Source organism: Oceanobacillus rekensis (assembly GCF_002153375.1).
Taxonomy (GTDB): Bacteria; Bacillota; Bacilli; order Bacillales; family Amphibacillaceae; genus Oceanobacillus; species Oceanobacillus rekensis.
In genome coordinates this window covers 33,125-54,558 of sequence record NZ_MTBQ01000004.1, presented here as the reverse complement: position 1 = coordinate 54,558, position 21,434 = coordinate 33,125, and the positions used below count along the sequence as shown (strand labels likewise).

Annotated in this window: 11 protein-coding genes; 7 read left to right on the top strand and 4 right to left on the bottom strand. The window is 40.3% G+C overall.

Features of this window, described 5'->3' with window-relative positions; translation table 11 throughout:
- Position 1 precedes the first annotated feature (1 nt).
- Both BV906_RS11075 and BV906_RS11070 read left to right on the top strand, forming a co-directional pair.
- A complete protein-coding gene (locus BV906_RS11075) occupies positions 2-3,061 on the top strand; it encodes an efflux RND transporter permease subunit (protein WP_087973599.1) in 3,060 nt (1,019 codons plus the stop codon).
- 136 nt (positions 3,062-3,197) lie between these two features.
- Positions 3,198-3,500: a hypothetical protein gene (locus BV906_RS11070; RefSeq protein ID WP_087973598.1), complete on the top strand. Its 303-nt coding sequence runs from the start codon at positions 3,198-3,200 to the stop codon at positions 3,498-3,500.
- Positions 3,501-3,786: 286 nt separating this feature from the next.
- Here the strand turns inward: BV906_RS11070 and zwf are convergent, their stop codons facing one another.
- The 4 genes from zwf to BV906_RS11050 form a co-directional block, all read right to left on the bottom strand.
- Positions 3,787-5,262: a glucose-6-phosphate dehydrogenase gene (gene zwf / locus BV906_RS11065; RefSeq protein ID WP_087973597.1), complete on the bottom strand. Its 1,476-nt coding sequence runs from the start codon at positions 5,260-5,262 to the stop codon at positions 3,787-3,789.
- A 184-nt stretch (positions 5,263-5,446) separates the two neighbouring features.
- Positions 5,447-5,884 (bottom strand): threonine/serine exporter family protein, encoded by a 438-nt coding sequence (locus BV906_RS11060; protein ID WP_087973596.1) that lies wholly within the window; start codon positions 5,882-5,884, stop codon positions 5,447-5,449.
- A 21-nt stretch (positions 5,885-5,905) separates the two neighbouring features.
- Complete coding sequence (locus tag BV906_RS11055) at positions 5,906-6,649, bottom strand: threonine/serine exporter family protein (protein WP_087973595.1); 744 nt, start codon at positions 6,647-6,649, stop codon at positions 5,906-5,908.
- A 272-nt stretch (positions 6,650-6,921) separates the two neighbouring features.
- Positions 6,922-7,323: a hypothetical protein gene (locus tag BV906_RS11050; protein WP_087973594.1), complete on the bottom strand. Its 402-nt coding sequence runs from the start codon at positions 7,321-7,323 to the stop codon at positions 6,922-6,924.
- Positions 7,324-7,616: 293 nt separating this feature from the next.
- On the opposite strand from BV906_RS11050, the gene BV906_RS11045 reads away from it, so the two are divergent.
- The 5 genes from BV906_RS11045 (at position 7,617) to BV906_RS11025 (ending at position 21,350) form a co-directional block, all read left to right on the top strand.
- A complete protein-coding gene (locus BV906_RS11045) occupies positions 7,617-8,693 on the top strand; it encodes a glycosyltransferase family 4 protein (protein ID WP_087973593.1) in 1,077 nt (358 codons plus the stop codon).
- 199 nt (positions 8,694-8,892) lie between these two features.
- On the top strand, positions 8,893-10,134 hold the full coding sequence (gene fabF, locus BV906_RS11040) for a beta-ketoacyl-ACP synthase II (protein WP_087973592.1): 1,242 nt from the start codon (positions 8,893-8,895) through the stop codon (positions 10,132-10,134).
- Positions 10,135-10,370: 236 nt separating this feature from the next.
- Positions 10,371-13,496: a S8 family serine peptidase gene (locus BV906_RS11035; protein ID WP_087973591.1), complete on the top strand. Its 3,126-nt coding sequence runs from the start codon at positions 10,371-10,373 to the stop codon at positions 13,494-13,496.
- 558 nt (positions 13,497-14,054) lie between these two features.
- Positions 14,055-16,379, top strand: a complete 2,325-nt coding sequence (locus BV906_RS11030; RefSeq protein WP_245844084.1) for a bifunctional metallophosphatase/5'-nucleotidase — start codon at positions 14,055-14,057, stop codon at positions 16,377-16,379.
- Positions 16,380-16,442: 63 nt separating this feature from the next.
- Positions 16,443-21,350, top strand: coding sequence for an endonuclease (locus tag BV906_RS11025; protein WP_245844082.1), 4,908 nt, complete (start codon positions 16,443-16,445; stop codon positions 21,348-21,350).
- Positions 21,351-21,434 lie beyond the last annotated feature (84 nt).

Sequence of the window (21,434 nt, the reverse complement as noted above, 5' to 3'; positions counted from 1 at the left end):
TTTGAAGCTAGTACATACGTCCGTAAAGCGACCTGTAGGGGTCATTATGATTGTCCTTGCCATTATAGCGCTTGGAATTGTCTCGGTAAGAAGCTTGGCAGTGGACCTTTTTCCAAAAATAGATTTACCAATTGCAGTCGTCGCAACGAACTACCAAGATGCTGCGCCGGAAGATGTAGAGAATTTAATTAGTCGACCAATCGAGTCCTCGGTCAGTTCGGTTGAAGGGATTGATACCGTTCAATCCCAATCACAAGCAGGATCATCTCTTGTCATGATGATGTTCAAAAATGGCACAGATCTTGATCAGGCATTACTCGATGTCCGCGAGAAAGTCGATCAGGTAAAAGGCTTTCTGCCAGAACAAGCCGGTGATCCAAGTATTTTACGCTTTAGTCCGGAAGCGATGCCGGTCGTTTATCTCGGTGTAACAGGTGATGATGCAGCGAAATTGACGAATATTGCCGAAGAAGAAATTGTACCATACTTGGAACGTCAAGGTGGTGTCGCTTCGGTTACGGTTGAGGGTGGAAAGACCAGGGAAATTCAGGTGGAACTGGATCAGGCGAAAATGCAGCAATATGGCGTGACAACGGAAGGAATCATGCAAAACTTAAGCAGTACGAACAGTTCAGCCTCTGTTGGCACCGTTGAGAAAGGAAATCAGGATCTTCAACTTCGTGTGACAGGTGAATTTGAGACACTCGCCGATATTGAAGAAACAATTATCCAAACCGAAGCAGGGGCAACCATCCATGTGGAAGATGTTGCCGTCGTAACAGATACATTCAAGGAATCAGCATCAACGACATTGGTAAACGGTGAACCATCACTTGTTTTATCGATTATGAAGCAAACAGATGCGAATACGGTTGAAGTTGCGACAAATATTCAGGATAGTATGACGGCAATAAATGAAGATTTACCGGAAGACGTAAATTTGGAAACAATCATTGATACATCAGAGTTCATTCAAATGTCAGTGGACTCCGTTCTTAGCAACATTCTAATTGGTGGCGCAATCGCCGTATTTATTTTGCTTTTATTCTTAAAAAGTATTCGAGCAACGATCGTTATTGGTCTCTCGATCCCAATTGCACTCATATCTACATTTGCCCTGATGTATTTTACTGGCCAGACATTAAATGTACTAACACTTGGTGGGTTGGCACTTGGGATTGGAATGATGGTAGATAGTTCCATCGTTATTTTGGAAAATATCTATTCCTATCGAAAAAAGGGCTACAGTCTATTTGACTCGGCGACAAAAGGTGCCTCAGAGCTTGCGCCAGCTGTTATTGCATCGACAACGACAACATTGGTCGTATTTCTGCCAATCGTTTTTGTTGAGGGGCTGGCATCTGATCTCTTTACACCACTCGCCCTTGCCGTATCATTCTCACTTGTGGCCTCCTTGGCGGTGGCGGTCACTCTTGTCCCCATGCTCTCATCCAAACTGCTTTCGAAGGCAATGGAGGAGCATGGACGCAGGTATTGGTTTGATCGTTTTCTCGACCGGGTTCGCGACAAATACAGTGGCGGACTAAAACGTGTATTAAAATTCCGAAAAACAACGGTATTGGTGACATTCCTTGCGATTATCGGAAGTCTTGGATTAATTCCGCTGATTGGAGCTGAACTGATCCCAGCATCAGATCAAGGTCAGGCACAAGTTACGGTGGAAACAGCTCCAGGAAGCAGTCTCGAATATATCGAAGGAATTACCGAACAAGTAAATGGAATCATGAACCAATATGATAATGTGATTGAAGTAAGCTATGTAACGATTGGTGGAACAGGATTTGACGCTGGGAATCAGGCAACCTATACCGTACAGCTAACACCGGCAACAGAACGGGAACAATCCACACAAGCTATCGTTACAGAAATGGATGAGGAATTCCAACATATTGCCGGAGCGGAAATTACCGCAAGTGCGATGGATGGTGGAATGAACATGGGAGACCCTATTTCAATCCAAATCAATGGACCTGAACATGACGTCTTACGTGAAATTTCCGACCAAATTGTAACAGAGATTTCAAGGATCGATGGTGTATTCAATCCAACATCTGCGGCAGATGAAGGTATACCACAGATGACGATTTCGATCGATGAAGGAAAAGCAGCAACCTATGGACTGACCCAGGAACAAATTACCGGGAAAATCCAAATGCAATTTAATGGCCAAGTTGCAACACAATTCCGTGAAGACGGTCAGGAAATGGACGTCACATTGCTTTATCCAGAAGAGGAACGCAGCACCATCAGTGACCTAAAAGATCTAAAAATACAATCACCGACAGGGGCAAGCCTACCTCTGGAAGAAGTAGCTGAATTAATGGAAGTTCAAGGACCTGTAGCACTACTCCGAGAAAATCAACAGCCACAAATGAATGTGACAAGTGAAGTGGTGGACAGGGATCTTGGAAGTGTTTCAGCAGATATCCAGACAACATTAGACCGGATGAACCTCCCGGAAGGATACAGTGTAACGATGGGTGGTCAGGCACAGGATATGGCTGAATCCTTTACAGATCTGGCTATCGCCTTAGTATTCTCGATCTTACTCGTATATGCTGTGATGGCGATACAGTTTGAAAGCTTTCTGCAGCCATTCATTATTATGTTTGCCTTACCGACTTCAATTATTGGGGTTATTGGAGGATTATTCATTACAAACATGTCCCTGAGCATCCCTGGATTCATTGGGTTGATCATGCTCGCCGGAATTGTCGTAAATAACTCGATTGTACTTGTGGACTATATTAATATTCTACGGGGAAGAGGAATGGATCGATTAGAGGCAATCGTGGAAGCGGGCCGAACGAGACTACGCCCCATCTTGATGACAACACTTACGACGGTTCTCGCGATGGTTCCATTAGGACTGGGAATTGGTGAAGGTGCTGAAATACAGCAGCCGCTAGCAGTAACCATTATCTTTGGACTAAGCGTATCAAGCATATTCACACTGTTTTTTGTACCAGTTATTTACACATTCTTTGATGACTTAAGTGCAAAAGTTACAGGAAGAAAGAAGAAGCAAACAGAAGTATAATAAGATGAGTGAGGCTCTCATAAAATGAGAGCCTCATTTTTTATGTGTCATTTCGTTGGAAACAGGGAATAATAAAGTGAACTTATTGTAAGAGTTTAAGTTTGAAAATGATTGAAAGAAAGAAGGAGGCAACAACATGTCCATATCACGAATTTTTAAATGGATTACTGGATTATTTGAAGCGCTACTCGGCTTCCCAATCCTTGGCGGTGCATACATTATCGCAAACGCATGGACACCATTATTTGTCATGCTGATTTTGCATATCATTACATTAATTATTACAAGAAGAGATAATGGTTCCATTGTTGGAAGTGTATCAGGAATTATAACTTCCCTTGTCGGATGGATTCCTGTTGTAGGGATGATTATGCATTTACTTACAGCGATTATCCTGATTATTTCTGGAATGCGACCGGAGCGGAAGCAGGTTGTTTGATGTGGGTTGGTTGTTCTGAGCGACTATGGCGGTTAGAGAGCTGACCGAAGAGCAAATATCCTTTTATGAGTGGCTTTTATCAATTATATTAGCTTTGTACGGTTGTTCATTCATATTAACACACCAAAAAAACGCCAATGCATATAACGATATGCATTGGCATTTTATAATTACGTTTCCTAAATAAGCAACCTCGGCGACACTCTAGGAAATACACAAGTCTTTGGAAAAAAACCCTTAATTTACTGCGCAATCCAATCTTCTAGAAAACAGCCTAAAAACAAATTTAAATCGTCCACCAATGAAAACCGTCTTTTGCAAGCAACTCATCTGCTGCATCTGGCCCCATTGATCCGGATTCGTAATTAGGGAAGTCAGCTTTGTTTTTCGACCAAACATCTAAAAGCGTGTCTACGAATGCCCATGATAGTCCAACTTCATCCCAGTGGGTAAAGTTTGTCGCATCCCCAACCATGCAATCATATAACAGTTTTTCATAGGCTTCAGGAGTGTTGATGCCTGAGACTGCATTATGATTGTATGCAAGCTGGATTGGCTCAGCAAGGGATCCAGAACCTGATTTTTTAGCGTTCAAGCAAAGCGTAATTCCTTCATCTGGTTGAATGTTAATGATCAGTAGGTTCGGATGTCTATCTTTATCTTTTTTATAATATAAATTCATTGGAATATCTTTAAATTCGATTACAATTTTCGTCGATTTTTCTGATAAACGTTTACCGGTCCGAATATAAATTGGAACTCCGGCCCAACGATAGTTGTCGATCAATAGTTTGCCGGCAACAAATGTTTCTGTGTTGGACGTTTCGAGCTCTTCTGCTTCATCACGGTATGCCTGAACAGATTCGCCTTTCATATCTCCGCTATCGTACTGACCGCGGACAAAGAAGTCATCAACATCTTCAGGATCCATATTACGGATCGCGCGCAATACCTTAATTTTTTCTGAACGAATTTCTTCTGTCGTCAAACTGATAGGTGGCTCCATGGCAAGCAGTGCAACCATTTGCAGCATATGGTTTTGCACCATATCTCTCGTCGCACCCGAATCGTCATAGTAACGTGCCCGGTCCTCGACCCCAAGTGTTTCACTAGATGTGATTTGAATATTGGAGATAAACCGGTTATTCCATAAATGCTCAAAAATTCCATTGGCGAAACGGATAACCTCAATATTTTGCACCATTTCTTTTCCTAAATAATGATCAATCCGGTAGATCTGCTTCTCATCGAACGCAGCACGTAACTCTTTATTCAATGTTTTAGCAGACTCCAAATCGGTTCCGAAAGGCTTTTCAATCACAAGTCGTGACCAGCCCGGTGATTCTTTCAAGCCGTATTCCTCTAGTTTATTGGCAATCGTTCCGAAGAAATTCGGTGCCATTGCTAGATAAAAAATTCGATTTCCTTCTGTTTGATATGTACCATCTAAATCATTTATTAACATATTCAGTCCACTATAGGAAGATTCATCGGTTACATCAAAAGGCTGGTAATAAAAATGGGATGCGAACTCCTCAATCTCCTCTTCTGGTGATATAGCTTCATGAATGGACTTTGTTACATTTTCACGTAAAACTTCATCTGTCCAAGGGCGACGAGCTAAGCCAATAACAGCAAAGTTCTCACTGATTTTCCCACTTTGATAGAGACGATAGATAGAAGGAAACAATTTACGCTTAGCCAAATCTCCTGTCGCTCCGAATATGACGATGACTACTTTTGGTTGAAGTTCATTACTCATTATTGGTTTCCTCGCTTCTTTTAAAAATATAATTCTATTTTATAGGAAAAATTTAATTAATCAAATTATGGGTTTGTGGAATTGTGCAACTCTACATGAAAGTAACGCAATACTCCCACAAGGGTTGCGCGACCCTCACGCAGTTACTCCATCCCCAAAAATACAAAAAACTTCCAAAAATTAACTACCTTCCCAATGCTCCAGCTTTCTTTGTAATCTGATTCACGACTTCCGAAAACATCAAGCCAATCGCGATTCCACCGGCGAGGAGCATGACTTGAGCCGATAGCTGAACAGCGGTGAAATAATCATTTTCTACAAAGTTGCGCATTGCATTATATGCAACACCACCGGGGACGAGTGGGATAATCCCGGATACATTGAAAATAATAATCGGCATCTTATAATATTTGGCACAAATTTGGCTTAGTATGGCGACAAGCATTGCAGCAAAAATAGTTGCTGGAACAACATCCAACCCGCGCTCAGCAAGCGTATAATATAAAATCCAGCCGAGCATACCAATCGTGCCACATTGGACCAGCGCATTTCTTGGCGCATTAAATATAATTCCAAAACCTGCAGATGCGATAAAGCTTGTTATCATTTGTGTAATGATCATCTATATCCCTCCTAAACGGGCCTATACAAACGCAAAAATTATTGCGACCCCTGCTCCGATAGCGAATGCTGTAAGGAGTGCTTCCACACCTTTGGAGATCCCGGAAATAAAATGACCGGACATTAACTCTCGAGTTGCATTGGTGATTGGCAAGCCCGGAACGAGCGGCATGACTGCACCAATGATGATCATATCCATCAATTTACCGAACCCAAGGCTAACAAATAGAAATGCTGATGCACCGATAACAAATGCACCGAAAAATTCAGCAAGAAAGCGGATTTCGATAAGACGGTCAAATACAAGCATCGCTATAAAGCCAAGTGCTCCCGCGATGGCAGTAGGCAGAAAATCAAACCAAGTTCCGCCAAACATCATCATAAAACAACCACTTGCAAGTGCCGCAGTTAAAATCTGGATCCATGCCGGATAGGTTGCATGTTCACGATCAATTACTTGCAGCTTGTGGAATGCTTCAGACAACGTAATCTTTCCAGCCGATATATTGCGTGAAACATCATTTACTTCTGCAATTTTATGTAAATCGGTGGACCGTTTGATAATTCGGAGTGAATTCGTTGTCGTAGCAATATCCACCGAAAAATTTATCCCTGTTGGTGTGGCATAGCTTTGTGGATTAGCAATGCCGTTTGCCATGGCAATCCGGTTCATCGTGTCCTCCACACGATGTGTCTCCGCCCCACTGACAAGCATGATTTTCCCAGCAATCATGCATACTTTTTCAATTGAAATCTGTTCTTTCAAAAAGACACCAACCTTCCATGCTCAGGGTATTCCTTATTATAATCCGTAGCATATGCGAATGAAAGGAAAGATGCTCCCTGTCGTGGGAGCAGTCTATTCGTTTGAGTGTGTCCAAAAAAGGGAGGATAAAAGGACCGACGCCGTCTAAGTTCTCGAGGAGTCCTTGAGTGCGATTGTCGCTTCATCGAAAAGCTTTGGTGCACACCGACACTAGCACGTCCTGTGTATCAAAGTTCGATGTGTTATTTTACCGGACTTTTTGAGCAACCACTTTAGGCAACGTTTATAAACATCATGACCAATGCAATAATTGGAATCGCGTTAGCAAGCATGAGTGCAATCATGGAGAAGGTGTTCACTTGCTGTTTCTGCGCTTTCTCGACATCTACATTCCGTTGCAGGAAAATAAAGAAAGCAGCGAAAACCATCATTAGAATAACAATTGCCATTGGAAGGTAAAGATCCTCAACCGGAACAGGCTCTGCGTTAATCAATGCAAATATAACCAATAAAATTGGAATACTTTCACTCATCGCAACGCCAATGAAAAACTTTTGCTGTGCATTTTCAAGCTGCTCTGGATTTTCTTTAATTTTGTCCATATTAATTTTAAAAACAATCATAATTCCTATAACCGCAATAACCGCTGCAGCAACAAAAAGATAGGTACTCACAAATTCCCCCCCTCTCCAATTTATTCGAATAATTCGGAATCCATGATTTATGGTAGCATAGATTTGGGCAGGTGTCAGTGGTGTTCGAAAAAAATTACATAATGTTAATCCACATGATCCAATCTTCTGCGATAAAATTTGCTAAACATAACCAACTTTGGGTATAATTTAATACAATTACTGCAACTACAAAAGAGCAAGCGTCCGTTATATAAAGGATGGGCGTGAGGCGGAAAAATTGCGCGTGTTTTATCACCTCACTGACTGTCATCAATGAACAGTAGGAGAATTCTATGTTTAACTATGTCGATTTATTTATCGCCTTCCTGATTGCACTTATTTCATCATGGCTGATTACATATCCGGTGAAAAAGTTTGCGATTAAGGTTGGTGCTATGGACAAACCTGAGGGTCGAAAAATCCATATAACTGAAACCCCAAGACTCGGCGGCCTGGCAATATTTGTCGGTGCCCTGTTAGGGATGCTTTATTTACAACCATTGCACGAACATTTACCTGAGATTTTAATTGGCTCGATCGTGATTATTCTGACTGGTGCGATTGATGATCGTTTTACCATTAAACCTTATTTGAAATTAACAGGGCAATTGATTGCGGCGATTTTGCTGGTTTCCTCTGGACTGATTATTGAACGAATAACACTTCCTGTCTTCGGTATCGTGGAACTTGGATTTTTCAGTGTGTTTGTAACGATACTGTGGACCGTCGGCATTACAAATGCGATAAATTTGATTGATGGATTAGATGGCCTAGCAACAGGTGTAACGACAATCGCCATGACAAGCCTCTTTATTATGTCAATCATTGATACACAAGTTATCGTTGCATTCTTGTGCATCACATTGATAGGGGCCAATCTAGGGTTTCTATATCACAACTTTTACCCAGCGAAAATATATATGGGTGATACCGGATCCAATTTCCTTGGTTATATGATTGCGGTCATCTCCATGCTTGGACTGTTTAAGAATATAACTTTCTTCAGTTTTATTATTCCAGTTATTATTTTGGCGGTACCGATTTTTGATACGTTCGTTGCCATGGTACGCCGAGCCTATAATAAAGAAAGTATAATGGCCGCCGACAACCGACACCTCCATTATCAGTTAATAGCAGCAGGGTATAGCCACCGGAAAACCGTAATAATCATTTATATTTTCAGTGCACTATTTGGATTACTTGGGATATTGTTCTCCAATGCCAACCCGACCGTGTCACTCATTATTACCATGTTCGTTATATTACTTCTCCACATCTTCGCCGAACTCGCAGGGCTGGTAATGGGCGGCAAACGACCCATCGTTGATCAATTAAGAAAATTAAAGAAGAAAATGCAACGCTCCCGGTGAATAAGACTTCCTTCTCTAATAGAAAAGGGAGCCTTATTTATTTCGACAAAATTTCGGGGAGTGACAGGCACTGTTCGGTTTTATTATAAGATGTTAAGATTGCATCTCATTTTATTTTATCTCCTTTTGTAGATATAATAGAGTGATACTATAAAAACCGAATTTTTGTATAAATAGAAAATTAATAGGAGCGAATTTTGTGAAGAGAAGAGTTGTTATAACTGGAGTTGGAGCAGTTACCCCTTTAGGTAATGATGCATTTTCAACATGGGAGAATATAAAGAATGGGGTCTCAGGTATTGAAGAATCGAGACTAATGGATAAAGAGAAAGTAGATATACATATTGCCGCCGAGGTGAAGGACTTTAAGCCAGAAGAATTTATGGAAAAGAAGGAATCGAGGAGAATGGGGCGTTTCAGTCAATTTGCGATTGCAGCAAGTAAGATGGCTGTGAAAGATGCGGGGCTTCAAATTGGTGAAAACGCTATCCCGGAACGTGTCGGCGTATGGATAGGCTCTGGTATTGGTGGCTTAGGTGAATTTGAGGAACAGCATCGCAGGTTTTTAAATAAAGGCCAGCGCAAGGTAAATCCGTTTACGATTCCTATGTTAATTCCGGATATGGCATCTGGACGTGTTTCAATAGAATTAGGCGCTAAAGGTGTGAATGATTGTTCGGTTACAGCATGTGCTTCCGGTACGAATTCGATTGGAAATTCATTTCATGCCATCCAAAACGATAAGGCAGATGTCATCATTACAGGAGGAGCAGAGGCAACGATTACAGAGATGACGGTTGCCGGTTTCACCAATATGACAGCATTGTCAACGAACAAAGATCCGAAGACAGCTTGTCGTCCTTTTGATAAAAACAGGGATGGTTTTGTCATTGGTGAAGGTGCAGGAGTTCTAATTTTAGAAGAATTGGAACATGCATTAGCTCGTGGTGCAACAATTTATGGCGAAGTAGCAGGTTATGGAGCGACAGGGGATGCGTATCATATCACCACCCCACCACCAGAAGGAGAAGGAGCGCAACGGTCGATGGCGTTAGCATTAACGGATGCTGAAATTTATCCTGAGCAAGTGGATTATATCAATGCACACGGGACATCCACTTTTTATAATGATTTATATGAAACAAATGCAATTAAGGCTGTGTTTAAGGAGCATGCCTATCAGCTTTCGGTCAGCTCAACAAAGTCGATGACGGGACATATGTTAGGAGCAACAGGCGGATTGGAAGCAATTTTTTCTGTCTTGGCGATGAGGGATGGAATCATGCCCCCAACGATTAATTATGAAACACCAGACGAAGAACTTGATTTGGATTATGTACCGAATGTAGCGAGGGAAAAGGACATCAACGTTGTATTGTCCAACTCACTAGGATTTGGTGGTCATAATGCGACACTGATCTTTAAGAAGTTTTCTGAATAGCATTGATGAACAGACCATGTGTGGAGATACATGGTCTGTTTTGGTTTTTGGATAATTTTCGACAAAAACCGGGGAGTGACAGGCACTGTTCGGTTTTTGATATGTACCTAAATAGGTCTTCTTACTCTATTTTGTTTAATAGGTTTTCTTTATGATTGATATATCTGAATATTAAGTCTTATCGTGCGGAGAGATTTTTATTTAGATGCTAGCAATCTATTAAAAGGGGGAGAAGTATGCTGAAAAGAGTTGGAGTAATAGTAGTAGCTTTTTTATTAATGTTTAGTAATTTCTCTATCACAAGTGCAATGGTGGAGACTGCGCCACTGGATAAGAAGGGGAATCTCACCACCAAGGAAATGAAAGAAACGGTTGATCCGAATGAGCAGTTAAGGGTTATCGTGGAGATGGAAGATGAGGCACCGATTATTAATGCAACGAAAAAAGGCGTTAAATATGACAAACTAGCAAAACAAGAAAAGAAAAAGCTGGAGAAGTCTGCGAAAGCACAACAAAAGAAAGTTAAGGATAAAATGGAAGGCAAAAAAATAAATGCGACATACTTAGAAGAATTTACAACGGTTGTTAACGCATTTAGTGCCGAAGTCAAACAAGGCGACATAGAGGAAATTGAGTCTATTCCTGAAGTAAAAGGAGTTTATATCGCAAATGAATATGAACGACCAATCGCGGAGCCTAATATGACATACAGCAAAGAACTTGTCGAAGCACAAGAAGCATGGCGTGATTATGGTTATAAAGGAGAAGGCATGGTAGTAGGAATTATTGACACAGGAATTGATCCCAGTCATCGTGACATGGTTCTAACGGATAATGAAAATGGTAAATTATCCGAATCCCACGTCAATCAAATTGTCAGCGAGGAAGAGTTGCCAGGACAATTTTACACGGAAAAGGTCCCATACGGCTACAACTATATGGATGATAATGATGAAATTCGTGAAATCCATGCAGAAGCCAACTTTCATGGCATGCACGTTGCCGGTACGGTTGGAGCAAATGGGGATGAATCAGATGGTGGGATTTTAGGTATAGCACCAGAAGCACAGCTGCTGGCATTAAAAGTTTTTGGTAATGACCCGGAGATGCAATCCACATATGGGGATATTTATATTAAAGCGATTGATGATGCCATTAAACTTGGGGCCGACGTATTGAATATGAGTCTCGGTTCAACAGCGGGATTCGTTGACCCGGAATCACCGGAACAAATTGCAGTATCCAATGCAGTGGACAATGGTGTTCTCATGTCCATCTCTGCCGGGAACTCAGCATTGTTTGGAGATGGATTTTTCTACCCATATGCATCCAATCCAGATTATGGTGTGAGTGGTTCACCAGGTGTCTCCTATGATTCCCTGCAAGTAGCTTCATTTGAAAATACAATGATGCAAGTAGATGCAGTCGATTATGCAATTGATGGGGAACAGGGAAGTGCTGCATTTCTTTCGGCAAGCAGCATCCATCCAAATGATATCGAACAGAAGTCATTTGAAGTGGTTGAAGCGGGCTTAGGATATCCGGAAGATTTTGCAGAAATAGATGCGGCAGGAAAATATGTATTGATCCAGCGTGGCGGTAATCCGTTCACTGAAAAAGCATTAAATGCTCAAGATGCAGGAGCAGAGGGTGTAATTATCTACAATAACACAGATGGGATCGTAAACATGGCAACAGATCCTGCGATTATGATTCCACAGCTGTTTATGCTAAAGAGCGATGGTGACGAACTTGTAGAAGCAACCCGTAATGGACAAGCAGTTACAGTAGATTTTACAGGAAACCAAACAACGATTAACAACCCCGATGCAGGAAAAATGAGTGCATTCTCATCTTGGGGACTAACACCAAACCTTGATTTTAAACCAGAAATCACTGCACCAGGAGGACAAATTCTATCCACATTAAATGATGACCAATACGGCTTGATGAGTGGTACGTCAATGGCTGCACCACATGTATCCGGTGGTGGAGCACTCGTATTGCAACGGGTCGATGAAGAATTTGGCCATGAAGGTGCCGACCGTGTAAATCTCACAAAAAATCTATTAATGAATACAGCGGACAAGATAGAGTTTGATGGTGCACTTGTATCACCTCGCCGCCAAGGGGCAGGTAAAATGCAAATTCATGCAGCATTATCTACTCCGGTTGTTGTAACAGAATCGGAAACAAATGAAGCAAAAGTAGCATTAAAAGAAGTAACAGAAAATGAAGTAACATTTGTACTGACTGCAGAGAACTTTTCAGATGAAACAGTTACGTACAATGTCGAAGCAAATGCGCAAACAGACACACCTGTGGATGCAGGTATTCTCGTAACAGTACCGAATGAATTCGGTGCTCTAGAGCTTAATGGAGTAGCAACCGTAAATGGGGAGTCAGCAAGCACGATTGAGGTCCCTGCGAATGGATCCACAACCTTCAACGTAACACTCGACGTCAGTGATTGGGATGCTGACTTAAACAGTATCTTCACAAACGGATACTGGCTCGAAGGTTTTGTAACGCTAACAGATCCAACCGATACGAATCCACAACTGACGGTTCCATATGTTGGCTTTAAAGGTGAATGGGATAGTGCACCAATTCTTGACACACCAATATGGGATGAAATGACGTATTACGGAATGACTGGAATCGGAACATCATTGGACGAAGATAGTTTTGGATTACTAGGTTATGATGCATCAACGGAAACCTATGATGCATCCAAAATCGCAATCTCGCCAAATGGGGATGGCGTACAGGATGATTCACTGCTGATACTGTCTTTCCTAAGAAATGTGAAGGAAGCTAACTTCAAGGTTCTTGATGAAAATGAAAATGTTGTTGAAACAATAGCAATCGCAGAATTCTTAAAGAAAAACTATTATGATGGTGGACAAGCACCCCACTATACATTGAACCCAGACTGGGCATGGGACGGAAATATTAATGGCCAACCAGCACCAGAAGGCAGGTATTACATGGAAATAGAAGCAGTGATTGACTATGAAGGAGCCGAATGGCAATCATTTAAACTTCCGGTAATAGTTGATACAACAGCACCAGAAATAGAAGCGGACATTAACCGGGCTCAAAGGGAAGTTTCGTTAGAAGTAGCGGATGAAGATGGAAGCGGTGTTGCATCATGGGAAGTGACCGTCGATGGCGAATCTGTTTCTGAAGCACCTATTATAGATGAAACGGAACTGGAATTGACAGGTATCCACCCGAGTCAGGTTGTTAAGGTAACCGCTACTGACTATGCTGGTAATGTAACGGAAGATGTGGTTATGGGACCACAAGGGAAGGCAAAGGGGGAAAATAAAGGGAATAGCGGGAAAGGGAATAAGTGATGATGTAATATAGATGAAGCCGGTGCCTGAGGGTGACGGCTTTTCATTTTGACTATTTGAATTTGAGTTCATGATGAGTATATTACTATATGTGAAATAATAACTTCTGCCAGAGTTGAAAGTAATAAAAATAGAGATACCTATGTGGCTGCATTTTCCACACACTTCTACTCTATCAGCCAATTACTAGTGTCTGTTAATTTTCCTTTCAATCGAAAATAAACGTCTTCTGTCGTTCGTTAAATTTTTTTAACAAAAATTTTAGCATAACTTCAGTCATTTTCATTATTATATAGGTCGAAATACTTATCATTATAGCTTTAAAGTGTCCTTTTACAATAATAAGGGTATAAAGACCCGAGTCTAAAGCATTGGAATTATCTAAAAATTTACAAAGCATAAATTGACATAAAAATTATCCGTACTTATACTAAACTCAAATTGATAGAATTCTAGATTCGGAGACTATACATAGGCATTTAAAAGTAGTATACATAGCATTTTATGTCTGATGATCGTCAATTTTAGGATGTTTATCCAAAAAAAGGAGAGTTAATTATGAGTAAAGGTAATCGGAGTAAAACAGTAACTACTATATTATCTGCAGCATTGGGAGTTAATTTGCTGCTTCCACTAGTTCCTGTATCCGTAGACGCTGCTAAAAATCCAGTTAAATCTGAAGTGCAAGCGGAATTGTTTGAATATAATCTTAAAAACTACAAAACTGGTAAATTGATGGTACATGAACCTCGTGTCTCAATTGCATTGGACGATTCTTCTGATATCAAAAATGGAATAGTTTTTACTGGTAACTATGCGGAATTTACTGGTAACGGATATATGGATACGAAAGTTACCATTAAACCAAAAAAAAGTGGGACAGTTATTGATTTTAAAGGAACAGTAATGTCCGAAGTTACGATCGAAGGGGATAAGGTAAAGGAGATTCGCGGATCTGAAAATATTGAAGATTTGAACTATGCAAAAGGAGCAAACCCAGATAAAATTACATTCCCTAAAGAGGAAAACTTTAAGCTTTCCATCATGCATACCAATGATACACATGCCAATCTGAATGATGTGGCAAAAAGGGTTACTGCAGTTAAGGAAGTGAGAGTAGAGAAACCAAATGCACTTTTGCTTGATGCAGGAGATGTTATGTCCGGTACATTATATTTTAATGAATTCCAGGGACAAGCAGACTTAAAATTTATGAATCTCATGGGCTATGATGCTATGACATTTGGTAATCATGAATTTGATTTAGGCTCCAGTGAGGAAGGACTGCAAGCATTAAAGGATTTTGTTGCAGGAGCTAATTTCCCATTTGTGAGTGCAAATGTGGATTTCTCCCAAGATGATAAATTTACAGGTCTATTCAGTGACTTAATTTCAAGTGAGCCGGAAAATGGCAACATCTATAATGGAATTGTCAAAGAAATTGACGGTGAAGAAGTCGGTATCTTCGGACTAACTACAGAAGAAACAGCAAATCTTGCAAGCCCAGGGGCAATCACATTTGAGGATTACAAAGAAGAAGCCGAGAAAGCAGTAGCTGCTTTTGAAGGACAGGGCGTGGATAAAATAGTTGCAATTACACATATCGGTTATGATGATAATCCTGCCGTTGATAATGACTTAACATTGGCATCAGAAGTTGAAGGCATTGATGTAATTGTTGGTGGACACAGTCATACGGAATTAGAGGAACCAGTTGTAATTGATAAAGATGAAAATGGTGCTGTCAAAGATCCTACCGTAATTGTTCAAACAGGTGCAAACAATAGTAATTTAGGTGTCGTTGATGTTGAATTTGATGATAATGGTGTAATTGTCGAACAAGCAGGAGAGTTAATATCCATTGGTGATCAGGCTGAAGATCCTCAAGCAGCTGCATTACTAGAAGAATATTCAACAGTTGTCGATGGACTGGCCGAGGAAGAGATTGGCGTAACTGCTGAAGTGGCCCTGGAAAACCCACGTACTGGTGATGAAGGAAATACTACTGGCGAAAGTGTACGCAAAAATGAAACTGTACTTGGTAACTTAATTACAGATGGAATGCTTTCAAAAGCAAAGGAATATGATGAAAATGTCATCATGGCATTGCAAAATGGTGGAGGAATTCGAGCTGCGATTGATGCTGGCCCAATTACAGTTGGGGAAGTAATTACCGTGCTTCCTTTCGGTAATACTCTTGCGACTATGGATGTTACAGGTGCAGAATTGAAAGAAGCTTTTGAAATCAGTTTTGGCCAATATCCACTTGAAAGTGGCGGTTTCTTACATGCTGCTGGTGCAAAGGTTGAATTTGATTCATCTAAACCAGCAGGAGAACGTGTTGTATCCATTGCATATGAAAATGCAGATGGAACCTTCACAGATATCGAGGATTCGGAAACATATACAGTAGCAACAAACGCATTCACAGCTAAAGGTGGGGATGGCTACACTGTATTTGCAAAAGCATATGAAGAAGGCCGTGTTACAGACTTAGGACTTTCTGATTGGGAGAACTTCCGCGATCATCTTGTAAGTTTAGGAACTATTCCTACTGAAATTGAAGGAAGAATTGTGGATGTTGAAGGAGAAGAACCAACTCCAGATCCTGAAGAACTTCCTGGTGGTGATGTTGCTGCTAGTGAATTCTCTGGTACAGAAGAAGAAACAAAGGTATACAGTGGTGATGTAACTGTAAATACAACGGACGTTACTAAATTTGAAAATGTAGTTATTAAAGGAAACTTAATTTTTACAGGAAAACTTGAAGAAGGTACAACTTTCAACAATATTAAGGTTGAAGGAAACCTAGATATTTTTGGAATTATAACAGATGATTATCAAATTGAAGGTGTTGAAGTAACAGGAGAAACAATTCTTTAATTAACTTAATGGAAAAAGACCTGCCCCAAAAAAGGAGCAGGTCTTAATTATGGAGGGTGAAAAATGAAACATAAAAGCTTAAGAAGAAACTCTAGTATTTTTATGATTATTATTCTAGTTATTAGTATGTTTACTCCCGTTTCTAGTAACAAAGTACAAGCTGCTGAAGTTATTTCTGTAGCAGATGCAATTTCAAATAATAGTGGTGATGCGACGATTGAAGGGTATATTATCGGAACCGCTAATAGTGGAACAAGCTATGATCAGGAAGCACCATTTAGTTCTCATACTAACCTAGGACTGGCAGATGACCCGACTGAAACGGATTCAGAAAAGATTATTCCTGTCCAATTACCGAGTGGCGACATTCGTACAGATTTGAATTTACGGGATAATCCGGACAATTTTCAACGTAAGGTTCAATTAACAGGAAGTTTGGAAGCTTACTTCAGTGTACCAGGATTAAAAAGCACAAGTGCATATGTGTTTGTTGAGGAATCTGCACCTGTGGCAAAGGATCTGTTAATATCTGAATATATTGAAGGCGGAAGCTTTAACAAGGCAATTGAGCTTTTTAATGGAACTGGTGAAACAGTTGATTTAAGCAGCTATTCACTGGAGTTATATTCCAATGGGGCCTCAGAAGCGAGTCAAACATTGGAATTGAGCGGCTCATTGGAAGATGGCAAAACATTTGTTCTTTATCATAATGACGCAATGGAAGAAATTAAAAATAACGGTGATTTGGAGAATTCTACTGTAATCAATTTTAATGGAGATGATCCAGTTGTTTTAAGGAATTCCGGAAACGTTATCGATTCCATTGGACAAACTGGTGAACGAATTGGAAATATGAAGGATGTAACACTTGTAAGAAACGGTGATATCATTTCAGGTGATACTGTTATTGACGATGCTTTTGATCCATCTACAGAATGGACGTCATTACCTAAAGATGATGCCTCAAATCTTGGCATCCATGAATTTGGCGGTGTGAAACCAGGAGAACCAGATCCTGAACCGGAACCTGAAGAACCAGCTGAACCGATTTCAATCGCAGACGCGCGTGCACAAGAAACTGGTGAAGTAACCGTTCAAGGTACAGTAACAGCGAAATTAAAAAATACGATCCACATTCAGGATGAAACAGCAGCAATTGCAGTTCGTCCAACAACATTAAATGTTCAATTAGGTGATGAAATTACGGTCACTGGTGCATTAGATGAATACAATGGGTTATTACAAATACAAAATGCTGCACTTGTTGGTGAAGTAAATCAAGTAGGAGTTCCTAACCCTGCAGTATTAACAGGCGATCAATTAAATGAAGAAAACGAATCAAAATTAGCAACGGTTCATAATGTAACACTAGAATCCGTTCAAGAAGGAAATGGCTGGGCAAACTTTACAGCTACAGATGGCACAGAATTTCTTGTTCGTGATGAAACAGCTACATTAGATCTTTCAGTAGGTAAAACCTATGATGCAATCACAGGAATTGTTCAGCAATTCAATGATGATTATCAGATTATCCCAAGAAGCACAGCAGATGTTATCGCAGACGAATCAGCTGTACAGGCTGTTACAGCGACACCTGCTGGAGGGACAATTGCTTCTGGATCTGAAGTGGCGTTGTCTACAACAACAGACGGAGCAACCATTTACTATACAACAAATGGTGATGAACCAACGGCAGATAGTGAAGTATATCAAGAACCAATTGTTGTCGATCAAGCAATGACAATCAAAGCTATTGCTGTTAAAGAAGGAATGGATTCAAGCGCAGTAACAGAATTTGCATACGATGTTTTTGACCAAGAAGCAGGCATACAAATCCATGATATCCAAGGAGAATCACATGAGTCTGCACTAAATAATACGTTTGTAACAGATATCCAAGGTGTCGTTACATATACGTACAAATTGGGTAGTGGAAACTACTTTCATTTCCAAACACCAGATGAATTAGCGGATGAAAATCCTAATACATCAGAAGGTATTGTAGTTTACACTGGGAACCGAGCTGCAGATGTTCAAATTGGTGATCTTGTAAATGTAACAGGTACTATTGATGAATATCATATCGATGGTTACTACGATACAAAAGCAGATACAGATTTACCAGTAACCCAAATTAATGCGCGTGATGATCGTGGTGGAGTTGTAAGCATAGTTGAAAGTGGCGTAGAGCTTCCAACACCAATCCAAATCGATGAATCAAATCTTCCAGCAGAAGTGATCGATAATGACGGATTTGCAGAATTTGATCCGGAAGAAGATGCGATTGATTTCTGGGAGAGCTTGGAAGGTATGCTTGTTGAAGTTGGAACTGTAAAAGCTGTTTCACCACAGGAGCATGGCGATTTAATTACTGTTCTTGAAGGCAAAGAAACAAATACACTTCATGGTGGGGTGAAATTAACAGAAGAAACAGCAAACCCTGATCGTATTCAGTTCAAATTATATGATAATAATGCAGCAAGAGATTTTGAAGTAGCTACAGGCGATACATTTGAAGGGCCAATTACAGGCGTTGTAAATTATGGCTTCCAAAATTATAAAATTTATGCTGATTTAGAAGATATGGAAGAAAAGCATGTTGAAGGTAATGCAACACCGGAAACGACAACGATCGTTAAAAATGAGGATGAACTAACGATTGCTTCTTATAATCTAGAAAATTTCTCAAATAATAGGTCGTCATCATCAGAGGATAAAGCAATCAAACTAGCAAGAGCATTTGCTAAAGATATGCAAAGCCCTGATATTATCGGTGTAACTGAAGTTCAAGATAATAATGGACAAGATTCAGGGGATTCAGCAGCAAATGAAAGCTATGAACGCTTGATTCAAGCGATCGTTGATGCTGGTGGCGTGGAATATGAATACGCAAATATCGACCCAGTAAATAATGCGGATGGCGGTGCACCGAATTCTAATATCCGTGTTGGATTCCTTTATAATCCAGACCGTGTCACATTAACAGAAGGTATGCCAGCAGGTGATGCAACAACTGCAGTTGGTTATGAAAATGGTAAATTAACACATAACCCAGGACGTATTGATCCAACAAACCGAGCATTTGACGATAGTCGTAAACCACTTGCAGCACAATTTGATTTCCAAGGTGAAAGTGTTGTTGTACTTGTCAACCACTGGAATTCTAAATCTGGTGATACACCGTTATTCGGTTCAACCCAACCACCAGTATATGGAAGTGAAGAGCAACGTAAAGAAATTGCAAAAGTTGTTAATGGCTTTGTAGAAGACATTAAAGCAGATAACCCAGAAGCTAACATCGTATCTGTCGGTGACTTTAATGATTTCCAATTCACAGATGCATTGAAAATTCATGAAGGCGAACATATGACAAATATGATTAACCATGTAGAAGATAATGATCGCTATACGTATCTTTATCAAGGTAATTCACAAGTATTAGATCATATACTAGTTTCCAACAACCTAGTTGAGAACACAGAAATTGATATTCTTCATATCAATGCTGATTTCACGGACATGGCAGGACGTGCAAGTGATCATGATCCAGTGATGGTGCAGGTTGATTTGAATGGGCAAGAGGAAGCACCAGAACAACCGGAAGAAATTGTTCCTGAAAAAGTATACAACTTCACCGATTACAAAACAGGGAAGCTTGTTATTAATCAGCCAAGCGTATCCATTACACTTAATGGAGACTCTCAAATTAAAAATGGCGTTGATTTCAGAGGTAACTATGCAGAATTCCACGGTGACGGGTTCGAAAATACCACTGTAACAATAAACCCTAAATCTGGTGAGGCAATCATTGACTTTACCGGAATCGATGTAGAAAAGGTTATTATCAATGATAAGTTTAAAGGGAATGTAAAAGAAATCAGAGGCGCTGAAAATATTGAAACAATTGAATATGGAAAAGGCGTCGACCAAGAAGACATCACTATTACAAATTCGGATGGAAAGCCACTTGGCTCTCCATCTGTTTCTCTACCAGAGACAATTAAATCAATCCCGAATCAAACAGTAGAAGAAGGAGGAACAATCACACTTTCCCTAAATGATTATTTTCAAGATCCAAATGGGAAAGCATTATCCTATGAAACTACATTCGGTGAGATTAATTCAGAGAATGCTGAACTAACATTAACACTTGAAGAAGGAAGCTATGTTGTAGCGGTTACTGCTTCAAACGAAGCGGGTGAGGTCAAAGAATCGTTTTCAGTAACAGTGAATGAAGCTGCAAAAGAAGAAGACGATGAAGTTGAAGTACCTGCCCCGGTTGATGATTACTATTCAGATGCTTATGGGAAGGAAGGTACTGCTTTAAAAACAGCATTACACGAGATTATTGATGACCATCATCAGCTTTCTTACAGTGAAGTATGGGATGCATTAAAAATAACTGACGAAGATCCAAACAATCAAAATAATGTGATGCTACTATATTCAGGAGAATCGCGTGCGAAAAATAAGAACGGCGGAATGGTTGGTGATTGGAATCGCGAACACACATGGGCTAAATCTCATGGTGACTTTGGTACATCGAAAGGTCCAGGAACCGATATTCATCATCTTCGCCCAACAGATGTGCAGGTCAATAGTTCGAGAGGAAATCTAGACTTTGATTTTGGCGGCAGTGCCAATGTGAAAAACTGTGTGGAATGTAAGCGTGATGGTGATTCCTTTGAAGCCCCAGATGAAGTAAAGGGCGATGTTGCGAGAATGCTATTTTACATGGCAGTACGCTACGAGCAAGGGGATCGAGTGGATTTGGAATTAAATGAACAAGTAAACAATGGGAAGACCCCATATCACGGTAAGCTTTCTATCCTGTTAGAATGGCATGAACAGGATCCCGTAAGTGAATGGGAACAAAATCGAAATGATAAAATCGAGGATATTCAAGGAAACCGCAATCCATTTATCGACAACCCGGAATGGGCCGATGATATTTGGGGAGCAGGAGCTTGAGAGATTGAAAGTATATAAATCCTAATACGATAAACTAAAATGCAGTTCCTAACATACTGGGAACAGCATTTTTGTTTATCGTCC